At 31.8% G+C, this 21,775-nt stretch carries 24 protein-coding genes; 19 read left to right on the top strand and 5 right to left on the bottom strand.

What is annotated here, in order from left to right:
• Positions 1–96: 96 nt before the first annotated feature.
• From B6K90_RS02650 to B6K90_RS02635, 4 genes are all read left to right on the top strand, one after another.
• On the top strand, positions 97–300 hold the full coding sequence (locus B6K90_RS02650) for a YqgQ family protein (protein ID WP_088010973.1): 204 nt from the start codon (positions 97–99) through the stop codon (positions 298–300).
• A 57-nt stretch (positions 301–357) separates the two neighbouring features.
• Entirely contained in the window at positions 358–1,332 is a 975-nt protein-coding gene (locus B6K90_RS02645) for an ROK family glucokinase (protein ID WP_088010972.1), read from the top strand.
• Positions 1,333–1,630: 298 nt separating this feature from the next.
• On the top strand, positions 1,631–3,523 hold the full coding sequence (locus tag B6K90_RS02640) for an LTA synthase family protein (RefSeq protein WP_088010971.1): 1,893 nt from the start codon (positions 1,631–1,633) through the stop codon (positions 3,521–3,523).
• An 87-nt stretch (positions 3,524–3,610) separates the two neighbouring features.
• Positions 3,611–4,555 (top strand): M14 family metallopeptidase, encoded by a 945-nt coding sequence (locus B6K90_RS02635; protein ID WP_235821690.1) that lies wholly within the window; start codon positions 3,611–3,613, stop codon positions 4,553–4,555.
• An 85-nt stretch (positions 4,556–4,640) separates the two neighbouring features.
• Here the strand turns inward: B6K90_RS02635 and B6K90_RS02630 are convergent, their stop codons facing one another.
• Entirely contained in the window at positions 4,641–4,817 is a 177-nt protein-coding gene (locus B6K90_RS02630; RefSeq protein ID WP_088010969.1) for a DUF2759 domain-containing protein, read from the bottom strand.
• Between the two features lie 157 nt (positions 4,818–4,974).
• Here B6K90_RS02630 and B6K90_RS02625 point away from each other — a divergent pair, with 157 nt between their 5' ends.
• Positions 4,975–5,601 carry an MBL fold metallo-hydrolase gene (locus tag B6K90_RS02625; RefSeq protein ID WP_056475045.1) on the top strand — a complete coding sequence of 209 codons (627 nt, stop codon included), beginning with the start codon at positions 4,975–4,977 and terminating at the stop codon, positions 5,599–5,601.
• Between the two features lie 9 nt (positions 5,602–5,610).
• Complete coding sequence (locus B6K90_RS02620) at positions 5,611–6,741, top strand: SAM-dependent methyltransferase (protein ID WP_167555256.1); 1,131 nt, start codon at positions 5,611–5,613, stop codon at positions 6,739–6,741.
• Between the two features lie 29 nt (positions 6,742–6,770).
• Here the strand turns inward: B6K90_RS02620 and B6K90_RS02615 are convergent, their stop codons facing one another.
• Positions 6,771–7,013 carry a DUF2626 domain-containing protein gene (locus B6K90_RS02615; protein ID WP_056475051.1) on the bottom strand — a complete coding sequence of 81 codons (243 nt, stop codon included), beginning with the start codon at positions 7,011–7,013 and terminating at the stop codon, positions 6,771–6,773.
• Positions 7,014–7,362: 349 nt separating this feature from the next.
• Between B6K90_RS02615 and comGA the strand changes: the two genes are divergently transcribed.
• The 9 genes from comGA to B6K90_RS02570 are packed head-to-tail and all read left to right on the top strand — an operon-like array spanning position 7,363 to position 12,081.
• Positions 7,363–8,424: a competence type IV pilus ATPase ComGA gene (gene comGA, locus B6K90_RS02610; protein WP_088010967.1), complete on the top strand. Its 1,062-nt coding sequence runs from the start codon at positions 7,363–7,365 to the stop codon at positions 8,422–8,424.
• Positions 8,417–9,460 (top strand): competence type IV pilus assembly protein ComGB, encoded by a 1,044-nt coding sequence (gene comGB / locus B6K90_RS02605; RefSeq protein ID WP_088010966.1) that lies wholly within the window; start codon positions 8,417–8,419, stop codon positions 9,458–9,460. Before comGA ends, comGB begins: the two co-directional genes overlap by 8 nt.
• A gap of 11 nt (positions 9,461–9,471) precedes the next feature.
• Complete coding sequence (gene comGC, locus B6K90_RS02600) at positions 9,472–9,768, top strand: competence type IV pilus major pilin ComGC (RefSeq protein ID WP_088010965.1); 297 nt, start codon at positions 9,472–9,474, stop codon at positions 9,766–9,768.
• Positions 9,734–10,207 (top strand): competence type IV pilus minor pilin ComGD, encoded by a 474-nt coding sequence (gene comGD, locus B6K90_RS02595; RefSeq protein ID WP_139840667.1) that lies wholly within the window; start codon positions 9,734–9,736, stop codon positions 10,205–10,207. Before comGC ends, comGD begins: the two co-directional genes overlap by 35 nt.
• The gene (locus B6K90_RS02590; RefSeq protein WP_088010963.1) at positions 10,194–10,523 is read left to right on the top strand and encodes a type II secretion system protein; all 330 of its coding nucleotides are present in this window, start codon (positions 10,194–10,196) and stop codon (positions 10,521–10,523) included. The genes comGD and B6K90_RS02590 overlap by 14 nt, the downstream gene beginning before the upstream one ends.
• Positions 10,504–10,938, top strand: a complete 435-nt coding sequence (comGF, locus tag B6K90_RS02585) for a competence type IV pilus minor pilin ComGF (RefSeq protein WP_167555255.1) — start codon at positions 10,504–10,506, stop codon at positions 10,936–10,938. Before B6K90_RS02590 ends, comGF begins: the two co-directional genes overlap by 20 nt.
• The gene (locus tag B6K90_RS02580) at positions 10,907–11,311 is read left to right on the top strand and encodes a hypothetical protein (RefSeq protein WP_088010961.1); all 405 of its coding nucleotides are present in this window, start codon (positions 10,907–10,909) and stop codon (positions 11,309–11,311) included. Before comGF ends, B6K90_RS02580 begins: the two co-directional genes overlap by 32 nt.
• 13 nt (positions 11,312–11,324) lie before the next feature.
• The gene (locus B6K90_RS02575) at positions 11,325–11,849 is read left to right on the top strand and encodes a shikimate kinase (RefSeq protein ID WP_088010960.1); all 525 of its coding nucleotides are present in this window, start codon (positions 11,325–11,327) and stop codon (positions 11,847–11,849) included.
• Between the two features lie 22 nt (positions 11,850–11,871).
• Positions 11,872–12,081, top strand: coding sequence for a YqzE family protein (locus B6K90_RS02570; RefSeq protein WP_088010959.1), 210 nt, complete (start codon positions 11,872–11,874; stop codon positions 12,079–12,081).
• A 133-nt stretch (positions 12,082–12,214) separates the two neighbouring features.
• Here the strand turns inward: B6K90_RS02570 and B6K90_RS02565 are convergent, their stop codons facing one another.
• A complete protein-coding gene (locus B6K90_RS02565) occupies positions 12,215–13,021 on the bottom strand; it encodes a YqhG family protein (RefSeq protein ID WP_088010958.1) in 807 nt (268 codons plus the stop codon).
• Positions 13,008–14,693: a DEAD/DEAH box helicase gene (locus tag B6K90_RS02560; RefSeq protein WP_088010957.1), complete on the bottom strand. Its 1,686-nt coding sequence runs from the start codon at positions 14,691–14,693 to the stop codon at positions 13,008–13,010. The genes B6K90_RS02565 and B6K90_RS02560 overlap by 14 nt, the downstream gene beginning before the upstream one ends.
• A gap of 358 nt (positions 14,694–15,051) precedes the next feature.
• Between B6K90_RS02560 and gcvT the strand changes: the two genes are divergently transcribed.
• From gcvT to gcvPB, 3 genes are read left to right on the top strand one after another with little or no spacing between them, the layout of a single operon-like run.
• Complete coding sequence (gcvT, locus tag B6K90_RS02555) at positions 15,052–16,155, top strand: glycine cleavage system aminomethyltransferase GcvT (RefSeq protein WP_088010956.1); 1,104 nt, start codon at positions 15,052–15,054, stop codon at positions 16,153–16,155.
• 26 nt (positions 16,156–16,181) lie between these two features.
• The gene (gene gcvPA / locus B6K90_RS02550; protein ID WP_088010955.1) at positions 16,182–17,567 is read left to right on the top strand and encodes an aminomethyl-transferring glycine dehydrogenase subunit GcvPA; all 1,386 of its coding nucleotides are present in this window, start codon (positions 16,182–16,184) and stop codon (positions 17,565–17,567) included.
• Entirely contained in the window at positions 17,539–18,996 is a 1,458-nt protein-coding gene (gene gcvPB, locus B6K90_RS02545) for an aminomethyl-transferring glycine dehydrogenase subunit GcvPB (RefSeq protein ID WP_088010954.1), read from the top strand. The genes gcvPA and gcvPB overlap by 29 nt, the downstream gene beginning before the upstream one ends.
• A gap of 70 nt (positions 18,997–19,066) precedes the next feature.
• On the opposite strand, the gene B6K90_RS02540 is transcribed toward gcvPB, so the two are convergent.
• Positions 19,067–20,623, bottom strand: a complete 1,557-nt coding sequence (locus B6K90_RS02540; RefSeq protein WP_088011440.1) for a bifunctional metallophosphatase/5'-nucleotidase — start codon at positions 20,621–20,623, stop codon at positions 19,067–19,069.
• 377 nt (positions 20,624–21,000) lie between these two features.
• Between B6K90_RS02540 and B6K90_RS02535 the strand changes: the two genes are divergently transcribed.
• On the top strand, positions 21,001–21,696 hold the full coding sequence (locus tag B6K90_RS02535; RefSeq protein ID WP_088010953.1) for a sialidase family protein: 696 nt from the start codon (positions 21,001–21,003) through the stop codon (positions 21,694–21,696).
• The last annotated feature ends 79 nt before the right edge of the window (positions 21,697–21,775 follow it).

Genomic DNA, 21,775 nt, shown 5'->3' with positions numbered 1-21,775 from the left:
TAATAAATGGTTTGTTTGGTATTTCACATTGACGAGTAATCGTTTCCAACTTATACTTATTACATATTTAGAAAGACAAAATAATGGGAGATAAGTATGAAATCCGTATATGATATTCAACAATTTCTAAAGAATTATGGCACCTTTATATATACAGGTGATCGATTAGCTGATTTGATGTTAATGCAAGATGAGCTAAAAGAATTATTTTTAGCGAATATACTAGAAAGTAAAGACTTACAAGTAGCAACCATGATATTAAAAAAAGAGATGGATGAAATAAAAAATAAAACGGTTTGAAGAAATCGTTTTTTTTAAGAAAATATTGCAAACGATTTCACTGCGAAGGGAGAAGGCATTATGGCTAAAATGATTGTAGGTGTAGATTTAGGAGGTACAAGCATAAAATTAGCATTATTAACAAATAACGGGGAATTCATTGATAAATGGGAAGTTCCAACAGATAAATCTGACAGTGGTAAGCATATTCCTAAAACAATTACAATTGCAATTGAACAAAAGCTCAAACAGATGAATAAAACAAAGGAAGATATCGCTGGAATTGGTATTGGAGCTCCAGGTTCGGTTCGATTAGAAGATGGACTTATATTTGCAGCAGTAAATTTAGGTTGGGTTAACTTTCCTTTAAAAGAAATTCTAGAAAAAGAATCCGGTATTCCTGTAATCGTTGATAATGATGCAAATATAGCAGCTGTTGGCGAAATGTGGAAAGGTGCTGGTAATGGAGCAAAAGATGTAGTAATGGTTACACTAGGAACAGGTGTCGGCGGAGGCGTAATTGTAAATGGAGATGTTGCACATGGAATTAGTGGATCTGCGGGTGAAATTGGCCATATAACAGTTCAACTTGAAAATGGAGTATTATGTAACTGCGGAAAAACGGGATGCTTAGAAACAATATCTTCAGCTACGGGAATTGCAAGAATCGCAAATGAGAAATTACAAAATACGACAAAAGAGACAGTTTTAAAAGACATGTCGAATCGTTCTCCAATTACTGCAAAAGATGTTTTTGAAGCTTATTCAAATGGTGATGAGGTTGCAGAAGAAATCGTTAATCATGTAATGAGATATCTTGCTTTAGTTTTAGCGGGAGTTGGAAATACATTGAATCCTGAAAATATCATTATAGGTGGCGGAGTATCAAATGCAGGTGAATTGTTATTAAAACCACTAAAGAAATATTTTGACGAATTTGCTTTTACTACAGTACGTGATTCGACAAAACTTTCAATTGCCGAGTTAGGGAACGATGCAGGAGCAATTGGAGCAGCATATTTAGTAAAAAAATTTATTACTAATGAAATTTAACTTAAATTTAAGGTACTTCTAATTGAAGTACCTTATTATGTTTATTGTATTGAATTGATAAAAAAATTAGTTATTTGACGAAGGAACTAGTTTATGATAAATTGAATGACGTTAGAAAAAAACCTAAGGTTACGTCAAATTAATTTTTTTGATCATACATTTAGTAGCTAATAATTGTATGAATCATTTCGAAAATTCTTGGTACTAAAGTGCCAATAAAATAGATATGTGAATGCCAAACATTGTTTTATAATTAGATAAAATAGATTAATAGTCTTAACAAGAGGAGGAACAGAATATGTGGAAAAAGTTTATTAAAAACTTTGGATTCCCGTTACTTGCTGTATTCCTTTTATGGATTAAAGCAACTTTACTAAGCCAATTTTATTTTGATTTAGAAATTGAAAATTCAATGCAAGAATTTATTTTAATAATTGCTCCTATATCTTCATTATTAATTTTTATAGGTATAGCTCTTTTTGCAAAAGGACCAAAACGAAATAGAGCAGTTATTTGGATTACTATAATCATGTCCTTTATATTAATAGCTGATACAGCTTATTATTCTTTCTTTGACGATTTCGTAACGATACCAGTTTTATTTATGACACGAAACTTTGGGGATCTAGGATCAAGTGTTAAAGCAATGATCAGTTTTAAAACAATTTTTGCTTTTTCTGATATTTACATCTTGCTTGCGGTTAATTATTTCTGGGGTAAAAAATTCTTTACTACTGGTAACATAAAAGGAAAAGCTAGAACAGCTTATTTCTTAGCAGCGGTTGCTGTTTTCTTAATTAACCTTGGTTTAGCAGAAACTGAACGTCCACAATTATTAACGCGTTCATTTGATAGAGAGTACATTGTTAAATTCTTAGGATTATACAATTACCATTTATATGATATGGTTATTCAGTCAAAAACATCTGCTCAAAAAGCGATGGCTGATGATAGTGAATTAGCAGGAATCGAAAACTTTATTCGTGCTAATGATACTGGTGTGAATGCACAATTACATGGTAAATATAAAGGTAAAAACGTAGTAGTAGTTTCATTAGAATCATTACAAAATTTCGTAATTGGGCGAAAAATTAATGGACAGGAAATTACTCCTTTCTTAAATAAATTTACTAAAGAAAGTTATTATTTTGATAATTTTTACCACCAAACTGGACAAGGTAAAACGTCAGATGCTGAATTCTTAATTGATAACAGTTTATTCCCATTAGATCGCGGTGCTGTATACTTTACAAACAGTAGTAATACGTTTACTGCTACACCAGCGATTCTTAAACAAGACCAAAATTATTACACTTCAGTAATGCATTCAAATAATAAATCGTTCTGGAACCGAGACATGATGTATCCAAGTCTAGGTTATGATCGTTATTATAATGAAGTTGACTTTAAAGTATCTGCAGCCACTTCAATTGGTTGGGGACTAAAAGATAAATATTTCGTTGAACAAGCAGTAGACAAAATGGCATCTGAGCCTAAACCGTTCTACAACCGTATGATTACACTAACTAACCATTATCCATTTGAATTGAATGATGAGGATTTAATGATTCCACGTTTAAAAACTGGAGACCAAACTGTTGATAACTATGTGACAACAGTGCGTTATTTAGATGAATCAATCAAACATTTCATTGAAGAAATGAAAGCAAAAGGTTTATATGATAATACAATCATTGTTATGTATGGTGATCACTATGGTATCTCTGAAAACCATAACCGTGCAATGAGTGAAGTATTAGGACAAGACATTACACCTGCAGAACATGTTAAATTACAAAAAGTTCCTTTCTTTATCCACTTACCTGGACAAACTAAGGGTGAAACAGTTCATAAAGTTGCAGGTCAAATTGACGTTAAACCTACAATTTTAAACTTATTAGGTGAAGATCCAAATAAAACATCTATCAACTTTGGTAATGATATTTTCTCTCCTAAACACAAAGACTTTGTAGTTTTCCGTGATGGTACAATTGTTACTGATAAATATATTTACACTGGTGAGAAGATGTATGATCCAAATACTGGTGAAGAATTAAAAGGACAAAAACCACCTAAAGAAGACTTAGCAAAAGCAAATAAATCACTTGAGTATTCAAACTCAATTATTTATAAAGATTTACTTCGTTTCTATGAGGTTAAATATAAAAAAGCTGATACAAAGTTTGAATAAACAAGAAAAGCACTTCCTAAACGGAAGTGCTTTTCTTTATTTTAACTACATACAATTTACTAGAAAATAACTGATGAGGTGAAAATCTTGTATAAAAACAATCAGACTATATCCTTTCATCCAAGAAGATACGATTTTAATGAACTTGCAAAAGATATTAGTTTGTTAGTTCAAGAATTTCCGTTTCTTCGTTTAAATACGATTGGGCGGAGCGTATTAAATCAGCCTATATATGAGATACAAATTGGAACTGGACATAGAAAAGTACATTGGAATGGTTCGTTTCATGCAAATGAATGGATCACCACGTGTGTAATCATGAAAATGCTTTATTGGATATGTAACACTTTAACAATGGAGGAATTACCATTTCATAAAGAATTATTAGCTCTGTTTAGTGAAAACACTTTGTCGATTGTCCCAATGGTTAATCCTGATGGGGTAAATTTAGTTATTCATGAAGTTGTTGAACATAGTGAGTTTATGGAATTTGTTAATAAAATTAACGAGGGTAAAGATGATTTTACTGGATGGAAAGCGAATATTAGAGGTGTTGATTTAAACAATCAATTTCCTGCGAATTGGGAGTTAGAAAAAGAAAGAAAACAACAAAAAATTTTCGCTCCAAGAGATTACCCAGGAGATGCTCCATTAACTGAACCAGAATCAATCGCAATGAGTAATTTAGCAATCGAAAGAAAGTTTGATCTTATTTTGGCTTTGCATACCCAAGGTAAAGAATTTTATTGGGGTTATGACAATCTTGAACCACCTATCTCGGAAGTCTATGCTAATTATTTTTCTAGTGTTAGTCCCTATAAGGCTGTAAAAACAATTGATAGCCATGCAGGTTATAAGGATTGGTATATACAAGATTTTCGGAAACCAGGATTTACACTTGAATTAGGTAAAGGAATAAATCCATTGCCACTCTCTATGTTTGAATCTATTTTTTCTGAGACGTTTCCGATACTATTGGCGTCATTATTTAATTTAGAAAATTTTAATAAAAACCATTCATCTATAAAATAAAAAAGCTGACAATTTTGTCAGCTTTTTTATTTAAGAACATGTTTTCTATATGTAGAAATTTGTTCGTTACATAAGGAAATAAATTTTATAAGTGCGCTGGTGGATAACCGTTATGTAAAATTGTCATAATGGCAAACCAAGCAAATAAAACTAATGTAGCACCAGACCAAAACACGGCTAAAAAGTTCTTGTTCTTTAATGATCCAAGTAAAGCTGGAACACATAGAATAGCAACTAGTATAAAAATAATAACTGTACCCATTGTAAACCCCCTATAAATTTCTTCAAGCAACCCCTGTTTGCTATCACATCATTATTATTGTAAAACTTTTATGAACAATTGTCTATTTGAAATTAAGAGCTGAAACAAAATTATGATATAGTATTATATAGATTAAAAAAGAAAGCAGGGTATAAATATGAATGTTTTACAATTACCATTAGGTCCATTACAAACTAATTGTTATATTTTAAGTAATGATATGAATGAAGCTGTTATTTTTGATCCAGGCGAAGAAGCGCATGTAATCTTTAATGTTATTGAAGAAAATAAATTAAAGCCATTAGCTATCCTTTTAACCCACGCCCATTTTGATCATATTGGGGCTGTTGATGATGTGCGTGATGAATATAATATACCCGTTTATATTCATAAATATGAAGCTGATTGGTTAACAGATGGTCAAAAAAATGGTTCTGAATTATTTATGAGAAATCAGTCAATTTTTGCAAGGGAAGCAGATCACTTGATTGAAAAAGAAGGCAAAATGGAAATTGGTCGTTTCTTATTTTCAATTTTTGAAACTCCAGGCCATTCACCAGGAAGTGTTTCGTTTTATTGTAAAGAAATAAAAACAGTTTTTTCTGGGGATGCATTATTTGAAGGAAGCATCGGACGTACTGATTTACCAGGTGGGGATCACGACCAGTTGATCAGAAGTATAAAAGGTAAGCTCCTTTCTTTACCTGATGATGTCGTTGTATGTAGTGGTCATGGAGAAACGACAACGATTGGTGATGAGAAAAGACATAATCCATTTTTATAAGGTAATATGATGAAAAACATAATTCTTAATGCGATAAATAATAGCAAAGAAGGTTTTATTACATACGAACAATTTATTTCGTTAGTGCTTTATGATCCTGAAAAAGGTTATTACCAAATGGCAAATGAAAAAATTGGACGAAAAGGTGATTTTTATACTTCAAGCTCAGTAGGTTCAGTATATGGAGAAGTAATTGCAGCTTCATTTTGTCGGTTTGTTAAGAATAAGCTAATTGACCCTTTTTTTGTTGAAGTTGGTGGTGGAAATGGCAGATTCGCATCATCGTTTCTTTCATACTGTGAAAAAAATGAGTCTGAAATATATCACAATTTAACTTACTATATTATTGATGCAAGTAAATATCATCGTAAATTACAAAAAGAATCATTAGCGAACCATTTGAATTGTAAATACTTCTCAAATATATTAGAAATCGAGCAGATTAATAATGGCATGGTATTTTCAAACGAATTGTTTGACGCTTTACCAATTCGATTAGTTGAGTTTAATCAAAACGAATGGCATGAGGTTGTAATTATAATTGATGAACAAAATAATCTGAAAGAAAATCTCGTTAAAATAAAAGATAATGAAATAAGTGATTTTCTAAGTAGATACAATTTTGTCGGAACAAATGGTCAAAGAGTTGAAATTCCTGTTGGTATGGAAAAAGTTTATGATCTTTTACAAACGAAAATAAGTAAAGGGATAATTTTAACTGTTGATTATGGTTTTACTAGGGAAGAATGGGATGCACCCCATCGAATTAAGGGGAGTTTGCGTGGTTATTACAAACATGAAATGAAATCAAATATACTAGAGAATTTAGGGTATATGGACATTACAACTCACATTCACTGGGATGAATTAAAAAAAATCGGATTACAGAATAATATTGAAAATCTATACTTTTCTAATCAAAGAGATGCAATATTAGATTTTGGTATTTTAAATTGGCTAATTCCACATGCTCAGTCAAACCCATTTTCAAGTGAATATAAACGAAATAGAGCTGTACAATCTTTAATTATGCCAGGGGGAATTAGCGATTCATTTCAATGGCTATTACAAACAAAAGGTATGTCAACTAACGATCAAACTAAGTTGAATGAATTGATTTCATTAAATGAATACAAATAAAAAAACCAGTCATATGACTGGTTTTTTTATTATTCACTAAAGCCCGGTACTAATAAGAACGTACTATAATATGTAAATCCAATAAAGAACACAGTTAAGTATGCGCCAAAGATATAGATGTACATACGCTCAGAAAGCTTTAGATAGCCTAATACTACGAAAAATGCTGTTTGACATGCGAAAATAAGTGCAGCTGCTGACATATGTCCAACAAAGAACATTACCGTAAATATAGCTGTCCAAAATCCTAGAACGCGGAACATTCGATCCATCCTAAATCCCCCCATAAAAAATTTCTACCCATTCATTATTATAAAATAAGAAAGTTACAATTGTAAACAATGTATTAATACAATTCTAAATTGATTCAGGAGATAATGTAATTAACCATATCTGATATTATTTTTCTTATTTAATGATTTTCTATACATTGATTCCAAAACATACTTTTTGTTTTTCGATATATATTTGATTTTCTTGTACGTTATTTTGGTAAATTAACTTTAGTTTGTAAATAAATATTAGTTAAATTTTATATTTTCGCTCAGTTTCATAAATATCATGATTTGATAGACAGGGGAATCAAAAATATAATTGCTCATATAGAAAGGGGGAATAAAAATGGTATCAGTAGAAAAAATGGTCGAAGAACTTTTAAAAAAAGCTTGCCATTTTGGAGCTTCGGATATACATTTATTACCAAAAAAGGATGATGTACAAATTTTATTTCGTGTTGATGGTGAGTTAAAACTTATTCAACGAATAAATAAAGAGAATGCTAAGAGGATCATCATGCATTTAAAATTTTTAGGGAGTATGGATATAGGAGAGGTTAGAAGGCCACAGACTGGAATTTTAGTTGTTAACATAAATGAAATTTTATTATCACTTCGCTTAGCAACTTTACCAACGATTATTGATGAATCTATGGTTATTCGTATTCATCCCCAACAAAAAATTGCTCCAATAGAAAGCCTCTCCTTATTCCCATCTACAACTCGCAAACTTTTGTCTTTATTACATCATTCACATGGACTAATGATGTTTACAGGACCAACAGGTTGCGGGAAAACGACAACGCTGTATTCCTTATTACAGTCAGCTAAAAAAGACATAGCAAGAAATATTATAACTTTAGAGGATCCGATTGAAAGGAAATCTGATGAATATTTTCAAGTCCAGGTTAATGAAAAAGCAGGCTTAACATATGCAACAGGATTAAAAGCTATTCTTCGATCTGATCCAGATATTGTAATGGTAGGAGAGATTAGAGATGAAGAGACTGCGAAAATTGCTGTTCGAGCAGCTTTGACAGGTCATTTAGTATTAACGACAATTCATTCTAATAACACAAAAGGTGCATTATATCGAATGTTAGAGCTTGGAATTCCAAAAGAGGAATTATTTCAGGCAATGGTTGCAATCGTTTCTCAAAGATTAGTTCCAATAAAATGCCGTTTTTGTGAAGGTGACTGTGAACCAAATTGTTTTGTTAATCGAAGTCACCGAAGATTAGGGGTATATGAATTGCTTTATGGTAATGCTCTAAATTCAGTTATTAATGAATTTAGAGGGATACAAGAAGAAGTTCAATTATCTACATTAAATAATCAACTTATTAAAGGGTATGCCTTAGGTTTTATTGATAATAAGCATTTGGATCGAAGTATAATCTATGGGTAAAATTTTCATAAAAAGAAAGTTAACTTATATTGAACAAGCTAAGCTATTAAAAATATTAGGAGAACTACTACAAAAAGGTTATCCTCTAATTCAAGCAATTGAATTCTTAACGATTCAATTCCCAGATGACCTAAAAGAATTGATTTATAAAGCTAAAATAGCTTTGGTGGAAGGAAGATCATTCATTGATTTTGCTAAAATGTTAGGCCTTCATCAAGATGTACTCGTTTACTTGTATTATGCAGAAAAGCATGGTGATTTGTCCTTAGCGTTAGGTGAAGGAAGTTTTATGCTTACAAAAAAGATTCAGCATAGAGCCTACATAAGAAAAATCATGGGGTATCCCATTTTTTTAATTACAATATTGTTGCTTATTTTGTTTTTGTTTAGAAATATAATCATTCCTCAATATGAAATGCTATTCTCTACATTCCATTCTAATCAGAACTCTTTTATTTTCATTTATCTACAATTTATAAAAAGTTTACCTTCAATTATGTTTTTTTCACTTTTCCTAATTGGATTGATCGTTTTTGGATACTTATTTGCAATTAATAAATTAAATACAATCGAACGGATGGATAAATTACTTCAAATTCCGTTAGTTAGGAAGTATTTAATTACAATGAATACTTATGAATTTTCAATGCAGTTAAGTATTTTATTACATGCTGGATTTCCTATAATTGATGCGCTAAAAACGATGCAGAATAATGATAGTAGGTCATTTATAAAAGAAAAGGCTATGGTTTTTTATAATCAAATTCGAAACGGAATTTCTTTGCAGAAAGCATTTGAAAATGAACGTGCATTTCATAGAGATATTATATTTGTGATTGAACATGGCATGAACAATAGTACTCTTAGTAAAGAACTTGCTGATTATGCTGATTATTTAAAGGATAGTATCGAAGCTTACTTTCACCGATCGATAAAGATCATACAGCCGATTATATTAATCCTAATTTCATCAAGTATTCTATCACTGTATATAGCCATCTTATTTCCTATGTTTCAATTGATGAATAATATCTAGGAGGAGTTAGTTTGAATGAAAAAGGCTTTACTTTAATTGAAATGTTAATTGTTTTATTTATCATTTCACTTCTTTTATTGCTAGTGATACCGAATTTAGGAAAACAGCAACAGTCGATTCAAACGAAAGGATGTTCTGCACTACAAAAAATGGTTCAGTCAAGTGTTGAATCGTATAGATTAGAAAATGAACAATTACCTGAAAGTTTATCAGTCTTAAAAGAACAGGGCTATATAACAAGTTATAAATGCAATAACAAAGTTGAATTATCGTATGACAAAGCAACTGGAACAGTATCAATACCTTAAAAAAAGGTTGGGTAATTCGTTTGGTTTTACATTTGTTGAGATGTTATTAGTCCTTTCAATTATGATATTGTTATTAATTTTGCCAATCAATCAAGTCAAGAAGATTGAAGATGAACAAAAGCTAACATTATTTATTCAAATGCTTCAAAATGATATTTTCCTTGCACAAAGGAACGCAATAATAAAACAAATTCCTACTAGGATCATCTTTTATCAAAATAAATATGAAATGCAAGATAATTTGCTAAATCCCCCTGTAGTCATTCGAAATTTTGATCAATCAATTAGAATTACTAACCTTACTTTAAAACCTCCTTTAAGATTTAACTCTGACGGTAATATCTCTAGTTCAGGAACGATTTCAATTAAATATAAAAAAGCTGAATACATTGTTACTTTTTATTTAGGAAGTGGTCGATTTAAATATGATCGGAAATGAAAAAGGTTTTACATATATCGAGGCAGTTATTTCTTTAAACTTATTAATTATCTTTTGTATAACGATCGTTCCTTCCATGTCATTATTTTTACAAAAAAAAGATGAGTTAACGATTAGCAATATGGCAGATGATTTATTAACAGATATGGTTCATCTTTATTTTATTAACAGAGAAGATTTTAAAGAGGGTTTATATATAAAGAATGATAAAGAGTTTTTAGTAAAAATATACACTAAAAATTATTCAAATTCGATTTGTGTTACATGGACTGATCGAAATAAGGAAAGTGAAATATGTGAAGAAATTACAGGATGAAAAAGGATTTACTTTACTTGAAACACTTTTTTCACTTGTTTTATTTTTAATTATTATTTCTATATCAACTTCCAGTTTGAAAAGCTTTGTTAAACGAAATTACAATTATGAATCCTTAAATAGGCTAGAATTAGATAATTTTATTAAAGAAGTTCAAAAAGAGGCAAACAAAAGTATAAGTTTTACAGTTTATCCAGACATGCTTCTTTTTGAGGAGTTTAATCAAGTTACGACTAGTTATCGCAAATATGCTACGATTATTCGGCGACAAAGGCTTGGAGCAGGACATGAAATAGTACTACAAAATATAAGTGATATAAAGTTTGTACAAATAAGCCAAAGTCAAATCCTAGTAAGAGTAATCGATTTAAATGGTGGAATTTATGAAAAAACTATTCGAGTTTTTATCAATTAAATTTAAAATACTTGGTGAAAATGGAGTGTATTTACCTTATACAATCTTTATGATAAATATTTTACTTGTTTTTTTTCTAATTCAAATAGATATCTTTCAGTCGTTTAATACTTTTTATTTTTATACGAAAAATCAAAACGAACTAGACCGTGTATATTCACAAGCAGTTTACGATTTAAAGCATAGTGATTTACCACTTCAAGGAAATACAATAAAGTATTATAATAATACAAAAATTATATTGAATACTTCTTTAATAACAAATGATGAATACCATGTGACTTTTACTACTAGTAATTCAAAAATAAAAAAACATGTAGTTCAATTTAAATTTAAAAGAAGTACAAACCAAGTTTCTGATTGGGTAGATTAAGTTGGAGGATGAAATGGAATCAATTTATTTAGTGGGCTTTATGGGATGTGGAAAGACGACTGTTGGAAAAGAATTAGCTAAAAAAGTAAACAAAAAATTTATTGATTTAGATGAGGAAATTGTTACTTATACAGGCAAAAGCATACCAGAATTGTTTAATGAGTTTGGTGAAAGCGGTTTTCGCGATATAGAAACGCAAGTATTAAAAAATTTACCATCAAAAAAAATGATTACATCAACAGGTGGTGGAATCATTCTACGTGATGAAAACATTGGGTATATGAAAGAAACTGGCAAAATAATTTATCTTGAAACGCCAATTGAAATAATATACGAAAGAATCCACTTGGATTCTAATCGACCCAATGCTGTAAATCGATCGGTAGAAGAATTGACGGAATTATTTCAAAGGAGAGAATCACAATATAAAAAAGCAGATTATGTAATTTCAACGAATAATTTAACACCAATTGAAATTGCGTTGGAAATCATTGACTGTTTAAATTATTCAAAAGGAGGAGATAGTAGAAATAAGTGATAAGAAAGTAAGGTGATTTCTTTTGAAAACAAATGATTATGTAAAATATATGACAGAACAATTTATTAATTATATCGATCAACCAAAAGAGAAACGTGATTCAATAAAACAAGAAAAAGAAGAGTTGAAAGCTCCATTTTCTACTAACATGTTTGGAATGCTACCATTAAGCCTAGCTTTAATGATGAAAAAAATTCAAAATCGTAAAGACAAAGAAAAGAAAAGTATTTAATTAATAAGACTGATTTCAATTTAAGAAGTCAGTCTTATTTTTTTGCTAATAATTTTTAAAAGTAGGAAGAGCAAAAAAGAGGGACATCCCCATTAGGATCTCCCTCTTGAACCTAATCCTCACTCGCAAGCCTTTAACTTAATTTATTCATTGTGCTTGGTGATAAATAAAAAAGTCCACCATTAATGACATCAACATGAATAATCGGCTCATAAAGTTCTTTAAGTGCATTGTATTCTACATGATAATTTTCAGGCTTTTCTTCATCATCTTCATAAAATTGATTTAATAAATCTAAATCATGTTGCCATCTATTTTTTGCTTCTTCGGCCCATACCGTATCTTCTTCTTCAATTTTGTTTCGAAGTAATTGTTCCATTCGATTTAATCCACTTATTGGTTTAATCAAAGGTGACATGGAATAGCAAAAATCAGGTATTTTAGAGTTGAATTGGATTTTTTCAAGTTTTGTATGAAAATCTTCTATAATTTTTCCGGTAATTAAATGAATTCCAAAAGAATATAAATAATCTTTTTTATGATCACAAGTAAAAGAAACCTGATAATTAACAGCTAACCAAGGGTGTAATGCAATTTGTTGGCCCATAGGTGCTTTTGTTTCTTCATAAAGTCTAATTGACTGTCCTAGATCATTAACGATTGAGAAAATTTGGTGAAGACGAGGCGAACCAAAATGTATTTGTTCACCTTTAAGATCTTCAGGTGCATTATCACTATCTGTAATTAGTGTTAACTTCATTGGATTTGGAATACCGCCTGTTTTTTCTAAATAATGCCAATAGAAAGGACGATTCATTAATTTTTTATCCATCTCAATTGTTAATTGTATTTCTAGAAATGTCGGCGTTTTCTTTACGATTTCACAATCATTATATCTGAAAAAGTATTCAATATAATCATGGATTTCATGTTGCTGCATAACTATCACCTACTTGTTTATGTTGCTGTAATTGGATGATGGACGTTAAATTTTCCATTTTAATTTTCATTTCGCCTTCAGTTTTAGAGTTAATAAATATTTCATTCATATGAGCTTCAAAATCCTTATAAGGAATTCTGGTTAGAATATCATCCAGTTCACCAATAACACGCTCAAATAAATTGATTTTTTCATAAAGTAGTCTTAGTATGTGTTCTTCAATCGAGCCAACAGTTGCAAAGTTATAGATACTTACATCCTCTGTTTGACCAAGTCGATGAATACGTCCTATTCTTTGTTCTAATCTCATGGGATTCCAAGGAAGATCATAATTAATCATGTTTGAACAAAATTGTAGGTTAATACCTTCACCACCAGCTTCGGTTGCTATTAAAACTTGTACTCGATTTTTAAATAATTCTTTCATCCAGTCCTTCTTACCTCGTTTAAAGCCACCGCGAAATGGAACTGATGTAATGCCGTTTTGTTTTAAAAACCATTGTAAATACAACTGAGTTGCGCGATATTCAGTAAAAATAATTACTTTATCATTTATTTTTTTTATTAGTTCAACTACTTTATTAGCTTTTGAATTAGATGTAATTAGATTAATTTGATGAAAAATTTTCTCGATATATGGATCGTTAATATCAATATTTTCTTTTTCAAATCTTTGAAGCATTTTTTTCATTGATACATAAACTGCTTCACGACTACTACAAGCTTCGCGCTTAAATGTTAAAAAGGAGAATGCTGAGGTTACCCCAGTATATTGTGACTTCTGCCATTCATCTATTAAATCATATAGTTTTTGTTCTTCCTCATTAAAATTAATTAATACTGTCTCAACCTTTCGCTTTGTCCACTCGATTCCTGTATCTTGTCTACGATTTCGAACCATTACTTTTCCTATTAGTTCTCGTAATAAGTCTTCATGTTCTAATGAGCGGTTCTTAGCAGAAAAATATTCTTCAAAACTAGATTTATTACCTAAATGGCCAGGTTTTAGTAAAGAAACTAAATGGAAAATTTCTTCTATATTATTTTGAACAGGTGTAGCTGTAAGCAATAAACAATATTTCTTTTTAAGAAGTTGTACAAACTCATAGTTTTTTGTTTTATTATTTTTAAGTTTATGAGCTTCATCAATAATGACGAGATCATAATTGATACTTAATATTTTTTCTCGATGAGGATCTCTTTTTGCAGTATCGATTGAAGATACAACAACATCACAACTATCCCATACATAATTCTTTTTTTGTTGTGCGATTGCAGGGATATGGAATTTTGTGTTCAATTCAAAGGTCCACTGTGATACAAGTGATGCTGGAACTAGAATAAGCACTTTATTAACTAAACCACGAATCATGTATTCTTTTAAAATTAAACCTGCCTCTACTGTTTTCCCTAATCCTACTTCGTCAGCTAATATAGCTTTTCCATTCATTTTTTCAATTACAGTCGTAGCTACATCTAATTGATGAGGTAATGGAGTTAAATTTGGTAAATGAGTAGGAGCAATCATACCCGTAAATGATGGAATTGCTAATTTTGTAGACGTATGAAAGGCGAGCTTATAATTCTCCCAATTTGACCATGGTCCATCATTTTCAAGCTTCTCTAAGAACTCTTCCTGCCACTCTGTATGGAATTTAATCTCAATTGACATGTAAATCACACCTATTTCATTTTTATATTGGATAATCGTGAACGTTATTGTAAAATAACTGAAATAATGTTCGTTATTTTATTTTTAAAAAAATTCACTTCGATATTGCTGAAACTTGTCGTTTAATGTTAGGATAATAGTGTAGAAAAAAAGTAAAAATTTATTATTCTTTTATTAAACAAAAAACTCATATTGTTAAGAAAAAACAGTTAACTAATATAGTTTGATAATATTTTCTTGTTTTCTACTAGTTTTTCCGAAAATATACAAAATATGTAAATTATTTAATGGTTAGCTGGACGAACTATTAATTTAGTTTTCCATCATGCTAGCATGTAGATAAGGGGGAAATGGCTACATGACGACTTTATTACGCACACCTTTGTTTGAAGATTACAAAGTGTTAGGTGGTAAAACAATTGATTTTGGTGGCTGGGAGCTACCTGTGCAATTTTCGAGCATTAAAGAAGAACACGAAGCTGTTCGTACAGCAGCTGGTTTATTTGATGTTTCTCACATGGGAGAAATTGAAGTAACTGGTAAAGATAGTCTTAAATATTTACAAAAAATGATGACAAATGATATTTCAAAATTAAATGAAGAAGGCGCATTATATACAGCAATGTGCTATGAAAATGCTGGAACGGTAGACGACTTACTAGTTTATAAGTATAATGATGAACACTATTTATTAGTTGTAAATGCGTCTAATATTGAAAAAGATTTCGCATGGTTACTTTCACATGTTGAAGGCGATGTAAAAGTAGTTAATAAAAGTAATGAAGTTGCACAATTAGCTCTTCAGGGGCCAAAATCTGTTGCAATCCTACAACGTTTAACGAATGACAATGTTACTGATATTAAGTATTTTACTTTCAAAGATAATGTATTAATTGGTGATCTAAATGTTTTAGTTTCACGCACAGGTTACACTGGTGAAGATGGATATGAGCTATACTTAGCTGCTGAAGATGCGTCTAAACTTTGGACTTTACTTTTAGAAGCAGGTAAAGAAGACGGTTTAAAACCATGTGGATTAGGCGCTCGTGATACACTTCGTTTCGAAGCTGCTCTAGCATTATATGGTCAAGAATTAACAAAAGACATTACTCCATTAGAAGCTGGTATCGGCTTTGCTGTGAAATTAAATAAAGAAGAAGATTTCTTCGGTAAAGAAGTTCTGAAAAATCAAAAAGAGCAAGGTGTACCTCGTAAGCTTGTTGGAATTGAAATGATTGACAAAGGTATTCCAAGAACTCACTATCCTGTATATGTAAATGGGGAAGTAATTGGTGAAGTAACAAGTGGTACGCAATCTCCAACATTAAAGAAAAATATTGGACTTGCATTAATTAAATCTGAATTTTCTGCTTTAGGTACTGAACTTGAAGTTGAAATTCGAAATAAAAAATTAAAAGCTGTTGTAGTTTCAAAACCATTTTACAAAAGAGAGAAGAAGTAACTAGGGGGAGAAAGGGGATTACCTTAATGCATCGTTATTTACCAACGACAGAGCAAGATCGTCAAGAGATGTTAAAAGTAGTAGGTGTTTCATCAGTTGATGAATTATTTAGTGATATTCCTGAAAACGTGCGTTTTAATGGCTTATTAAACATTAAAAAAGCAAAATCTGAATCTGATTTAATTCAGGAGTTAAGTGAATTAGCGAATAAAAACGCTAACTTAAGAGAGTATGTTTCTTTCTTAGGTGCTGGTGTTTATGATCATTACTTACCAACAGTTGTAGATCATGTTATTTCTCGTTCAGAGTTTTATACTGCTTATACACCATACCAACCTGAGATTTCACAAGGTGAACTTCAAGCAATTTTTGAATTCCAAACGATGATTTGTGAATTAACAGGAATGGATGTAGCAAACTCTTCAATGTATGACGGAGGTACTTCTCTTGCTGAAGCAACTACTTTAGCAGCTGGTCATACAGGTAAAAAGCGCATTTTAGTTTCAAAAGCTGTACACCCACAATCACGTGAAGTTATTTTATCTTATGCTAAAGGTCAACACTTAGAGGTAGTTGAAATTGGACTTAAAGATGGAAAAACTGATATAGAAGAGCTTAAAAATGAAATGAATGATAATGTAGCTTGTGTTGTTGTTCAATATCCTAACTTCTATGGACAAATTGAAGAATTAGATCAAATCGAGCCAATTGCTCATACAGGAAAAAGCTTATTCGTAGTTTCAAGTAATCCATTAGCATTAGCAGCTTTAACTCCTCCAGGAGAATTCGGAGCAGATATCGTTGCTGGTGACGCGCAAACTTTTGGTATTCCTACTCAATTTGGTGGTCCTCACTGCGGTTACTTTGCAACTACGACTAAATTAATGCGAAAAATGCCAGGTCGCTTAGTTGGTCAAACTGTTGATGGTGAAGGGCGCCGTGGATTTGTATTAACATTACAAGCGCGTGAGCAACATATTCGTCGTGACAAAGCGACTTCTAATATTTGTTCAAACCAAGCATTAAATGCATTAGCAGCTTCTGTTGCAATGACAGCTCTTGGTAAAAATGGTGCGGTTGAAATGGCAACTCAAAATATTTGGCGTACTCAATATATGAAAAAGAAATTAGCTGAAAATGGAATTTCAGTAGTATTTGATGGCGCAGCATTTAACGAACTTGTAATCGATGTAAAACAAAATGTTTCTGAAATTAATAAACATTTATTTACAAAGAAAATTATCGGTGGTTATGACTTAGCAAAAGTTGAACCTACTATGGAAAATCATATGTTAATCGCAGTAACAGAATTACGTTCTAAACAACATATTGATACTTTTGTAGAAGAACTAGCATTATTAGTAGACGGAAAGGGGATGCAACATGCTGAAGGATCAACCGTTAGTTTTTGAGATGAGTAAAGAAGGTCGTATCGCATATAGTCTTCCAACGATGGACGTTGAGGAGTTCGATATTGAGGAAGTAATTCCAGCGGCTTATGTTCGTAAAGAAAAAGCAAATTTACCAGAAGTATCTGAATTAGATTTAATGCGTCATTATACAGCGCTTTCAAAAAGAAATCATGGTGTAGATTCTGGTTTTTATCCACTAGGCTCTTGTACAATGAAGTACAATCCAAAAATTAATGAAGCTGTCGCACGTATGGCGGGTTTTGCACATGTTCATCCACTTCAAGATGAATACACTGTTCAAGGTGCATTAGAATTAATGCATGAGCTTCAACAAGAATTAAAAGAAATTACTGGAATGGATGAAGTAACTTTACAACCAGCTGCAGGTGCACATGGTGAGTGGACTGGTTTAATGATTATCCGTGCTTATCACGAAAGCCGAGGTGACTTCAATCGTACAAAAGTAATCGTACCTGACTCTGCTCACGGTACAAACCCAGCATCAGCAACTGTTGCAGGTTTCGAAACAATTACGGTTAAATCAAATGAAAAAGGCTTAGTTGACTTAGATGATTTACGTCGTGTAGTTGATGGAAACGTTGCAGCTTTAATGCTTACGAATCCAAATACATTAGGTCTATTTGAAGAAGATATTTATGAAATTTCTGAGATCATCCATGCAGCAGGCGGGAAAGTTTATTATGACGGAGCTAACTTAAATGCTGTATTAAGTAAAGCACGCCCAGGAGATATGGGATTTGATGTAGTACATTTAAATCTTCATAAAACATTCACTGGTCCACACGGTGGCGGTGGCCCTGGTTCTGGTCCTGTTGGAGTTAAAGCAGATTTAATCCCATACTTACCAGCACCAATCGTTGAAAAAGTTGGAGAAGAATATGTATTAAATTTCGATCGTCCAGAGTCAATCGGTCGTGTAAAACCTTTCTTTGGAAACTTTGGAATTAATGTTCGTGCATATACTTACATTCGTTCAATGGGTCCAGAAGGCTTAAAACAAGTAACCGAAGATGCAGTTTTAAATGCTAACTATATGATGCGTCGTTTAGAACCATATTTTGACCTACCATTCGATCGTCATTGTAAGCATGAGTTCGTATTAAGTGGAAAACGTCAAAAGAAATTAGGTGTTCGTACTTTAGATATCGCTAAACGCCTATTAGACTTTGGTTACCACCCACCAACAATTTACTTCCCATTAAACGTGGAAGAATGTATTATGATTGAACCAACTGAAACTGAATCAAAAGAAACATTAGATTCATTTATCGATACAATGATTACAATTGCTAAGGAAGCTGAAGAAAATCCAGAAATCGTACAAGAGGCTCCACATACAACTGTTGTAAGTCGTCTTGACGAAACTTTAGCAGCTCGTAAACCTGTATTACGTTATATTAAAGCATAAATCAAAAAGTTCCCTCATAGAAGGGAACTTTTTTTATGGACGAATTTAAAGCATTGGGCTTTCTAAAAATCTATTTAATTCGATTAATCCGACCTTCGAATGTTGGGAACAATGGCTGCTTTTGTTCATTCACATAATCTTCTAATGCCTCCAGATCTGTTGGACCTTCCACTTTATTTTTCCCTGTTAGTAGTACCGAGAAATTGTCACCGCCATTTGCAAGATAGCTATTTGTAGTGACAGTATATCTAGTTTGTGGATTAATTGGTGTACCATTTGTTCGCATGATATTAATAACTTTTTGCCCAGAATCTTGCGTACTATCCCAAGTGTATTTTAAGCCTGAGATTTGTAGCATTCGAACACTTCCATGTTCCTGCCATTGCTGATTAAGAAGTTTCCGGATTTGTTCACCAGATAAAGTCATTTTAACGAGCTTAATTTTAAATGGTTGAATCGTAAACAATTCATCCAAAGTTACATCCCCTTTTGGAAGATCAGCACGTATTCCACTAAAATTCATAAATGCGAAATCGGACTTCATTGCAATTCGTTGTGAATCTGCAATTATATTTCCTAAACTAGATTCTCCATTACGATTCTTCTTACTTAAAATGTCGTTTGCAGCTTTTCCAACGACTTTATTTACGATAGGTGCAATTTTAGATTCATAATTTTGTATCATTATCTTTATTTCAGGATCTGGTTTAATCGCATCTTGGTAGACCATCTTTATACTTGCCTTTTTGTCTACGATATCTTTAGTAATAGGATCGATTTTTAACTGAATATCGGAGAAAGATGTTCCATAGGAGTAGGATTGAACAATTAGTTTTCCGCTTACTTCTTTGTTAAGATAAGTATGTGTATGTCCTGATATAACTACGTCAACTTCATCATCCATTTTTTTTGCCATTCTAACGATTTCACCTGTAGCATTTCCATTTGCTTTGGACTGATTTCCACCATTATGAGCAAGCACCACGATTGCTTTTACACCTTGTTTTTTAAGTACCTCTACTGAATTATTGATTGATTTTACTTCATCAATGAACTTTACTCCAGCTGTTTTGTTTGGCGGTGCAATCTTTGGAGTATCTTTTATTACGACCCCGATAAATCCAATCCGTACGCCGTTAATATTTTTTATACTATATGGGGGCAGAATTGTCTTACCAGTTTGATCCTCGATTACGTTGGCACATATATATGGGAAATTTGCCCCTTTAAAATAACCGGTTTTTTGATTAAATCCTCCTTGGATTAACCTCATCATTTCATTCACACCACGATCGAATTCATGGTTCCCTAGAGTCCCATAGTCAAAACCCATCTTGTTTAATACTTCAATTGTAGGTTCATCCTGAAGAAATGAGGATATTGGAGGACTTCCACCAACCATGTCACCGGCATGAACTAAAATTGTATTTTTGTTTTCTTTTTTCTTTTGTAACAAATATGCGGCAAGATAATCTACTCCGCCAACATTCCTACCTTTAAATTTTCGGGTCGTATTTAATTGTCCATGAAAATCATTAATACCAAGTAATTGTACTTGAATGAAACGGTTCTTATCATTCTTGGTGTTAATAGGAATGTTTCTAGCAGCCGGATTACCGGAGACCATAAATACCCCTGCAGATAAAGTAGTCGTAAGAACAAAAGCAAGAACTGCTTTTTTCAATGCGTTCCAATTCAATAGTTTCTCCCTCCTAATTAGCTAGTAGGTTACTTACTAAGAATAGGGAAGAAATGTTAAAGCTTCTTTACTCTAGTGTGAATTTTCAGTTAAATTTGATGGTTGAAAAATTCAATATGCTCTTCAGAAAGATCAATAGGATTGAGCAGAGCATTAAAACCAAGCTAGGTTAGTTAATGGTTAGCTGAGAGAAAAAGTAAATATAAGAAATAGTAAACCGTTTAAGGTTCGTTAAAGGTCTGTCTTCTACTATTATAATTGTAAGTCAGCTGCTTACATAAATTTGAATTTAGGAGGAAATAAAAATGCAAGAAAAGATTTATACGCTGTTAAATACAACAAAAAAGAAGGCAGTTGTAGCATCGGTTTGTGGCGCGTTAGTTCTAGGTATCGGTTCAGGAGCCGCATACGCTGCAAATAATGATGGAGCTCAAACAAAACATAATGAAGCTTCTGTTTCTCAACAAAATGAGAAAATAAGAATTAAAATGTTAGTTAAAAATGAAAATGGAGTAATTAGTCACTCAACTGATGGTGGCAAGACTTGGATTCCAGGTGCTCCTAAAAAGGGGAAAGTAATACAAGATGCAAATGGTAAGGAATCATTTATTTTTGGTGATACAAATACTACACCTTCAGGAGGTGTAATAGTAAAGAAAGAGGATGGAAAGCTTAAGTTCTCAAAAGACGGTGGGAAGACTTGGAGTGATAAAGCGCCAGACAATTTCAAAATGGTAGACAAAGATGATAAGTCAGTTTTTGTGAAAAAGAAGCTGATTGTAAAAAAAGAAAATGGTGTAGCAAAATATTCTAAAGACGGTGGCAAAACATGGATTGATGGTGAGCCAGAAATGAAAAAACCATTTATGACGAAAAAAGAAAATGGAAAAGTGAAGTTTTCTATAGATGGAGGGAAGACTTGGACTGAGAAAGCTCCAGAAGATGTAATAATTAAAAAAAATGAAGATGGATCAATTAATGTAAAAAAGAAAATTGATTAATGAGGATTGAAGTATAAAAATGCTTTAATTATGTAAATGAATTTAGTCACTACAGTATATACTTAATACATCCCCAACA

Source organism: Gottfriedia acidiceleris (assembly GCF_002128425.1).
In the GTDB taxonomy this organism is placed as follows: Bacteria; Bacillota; Bacilli; order Bacillales; family Bacillaceae_G; genus Gottfriedia; species Gottfriedia acidiceleris.
Note: the sequence above shows the minus strand (reverse complement) of the source record. Positions and strands in the feature narration are given on the sequence as shown.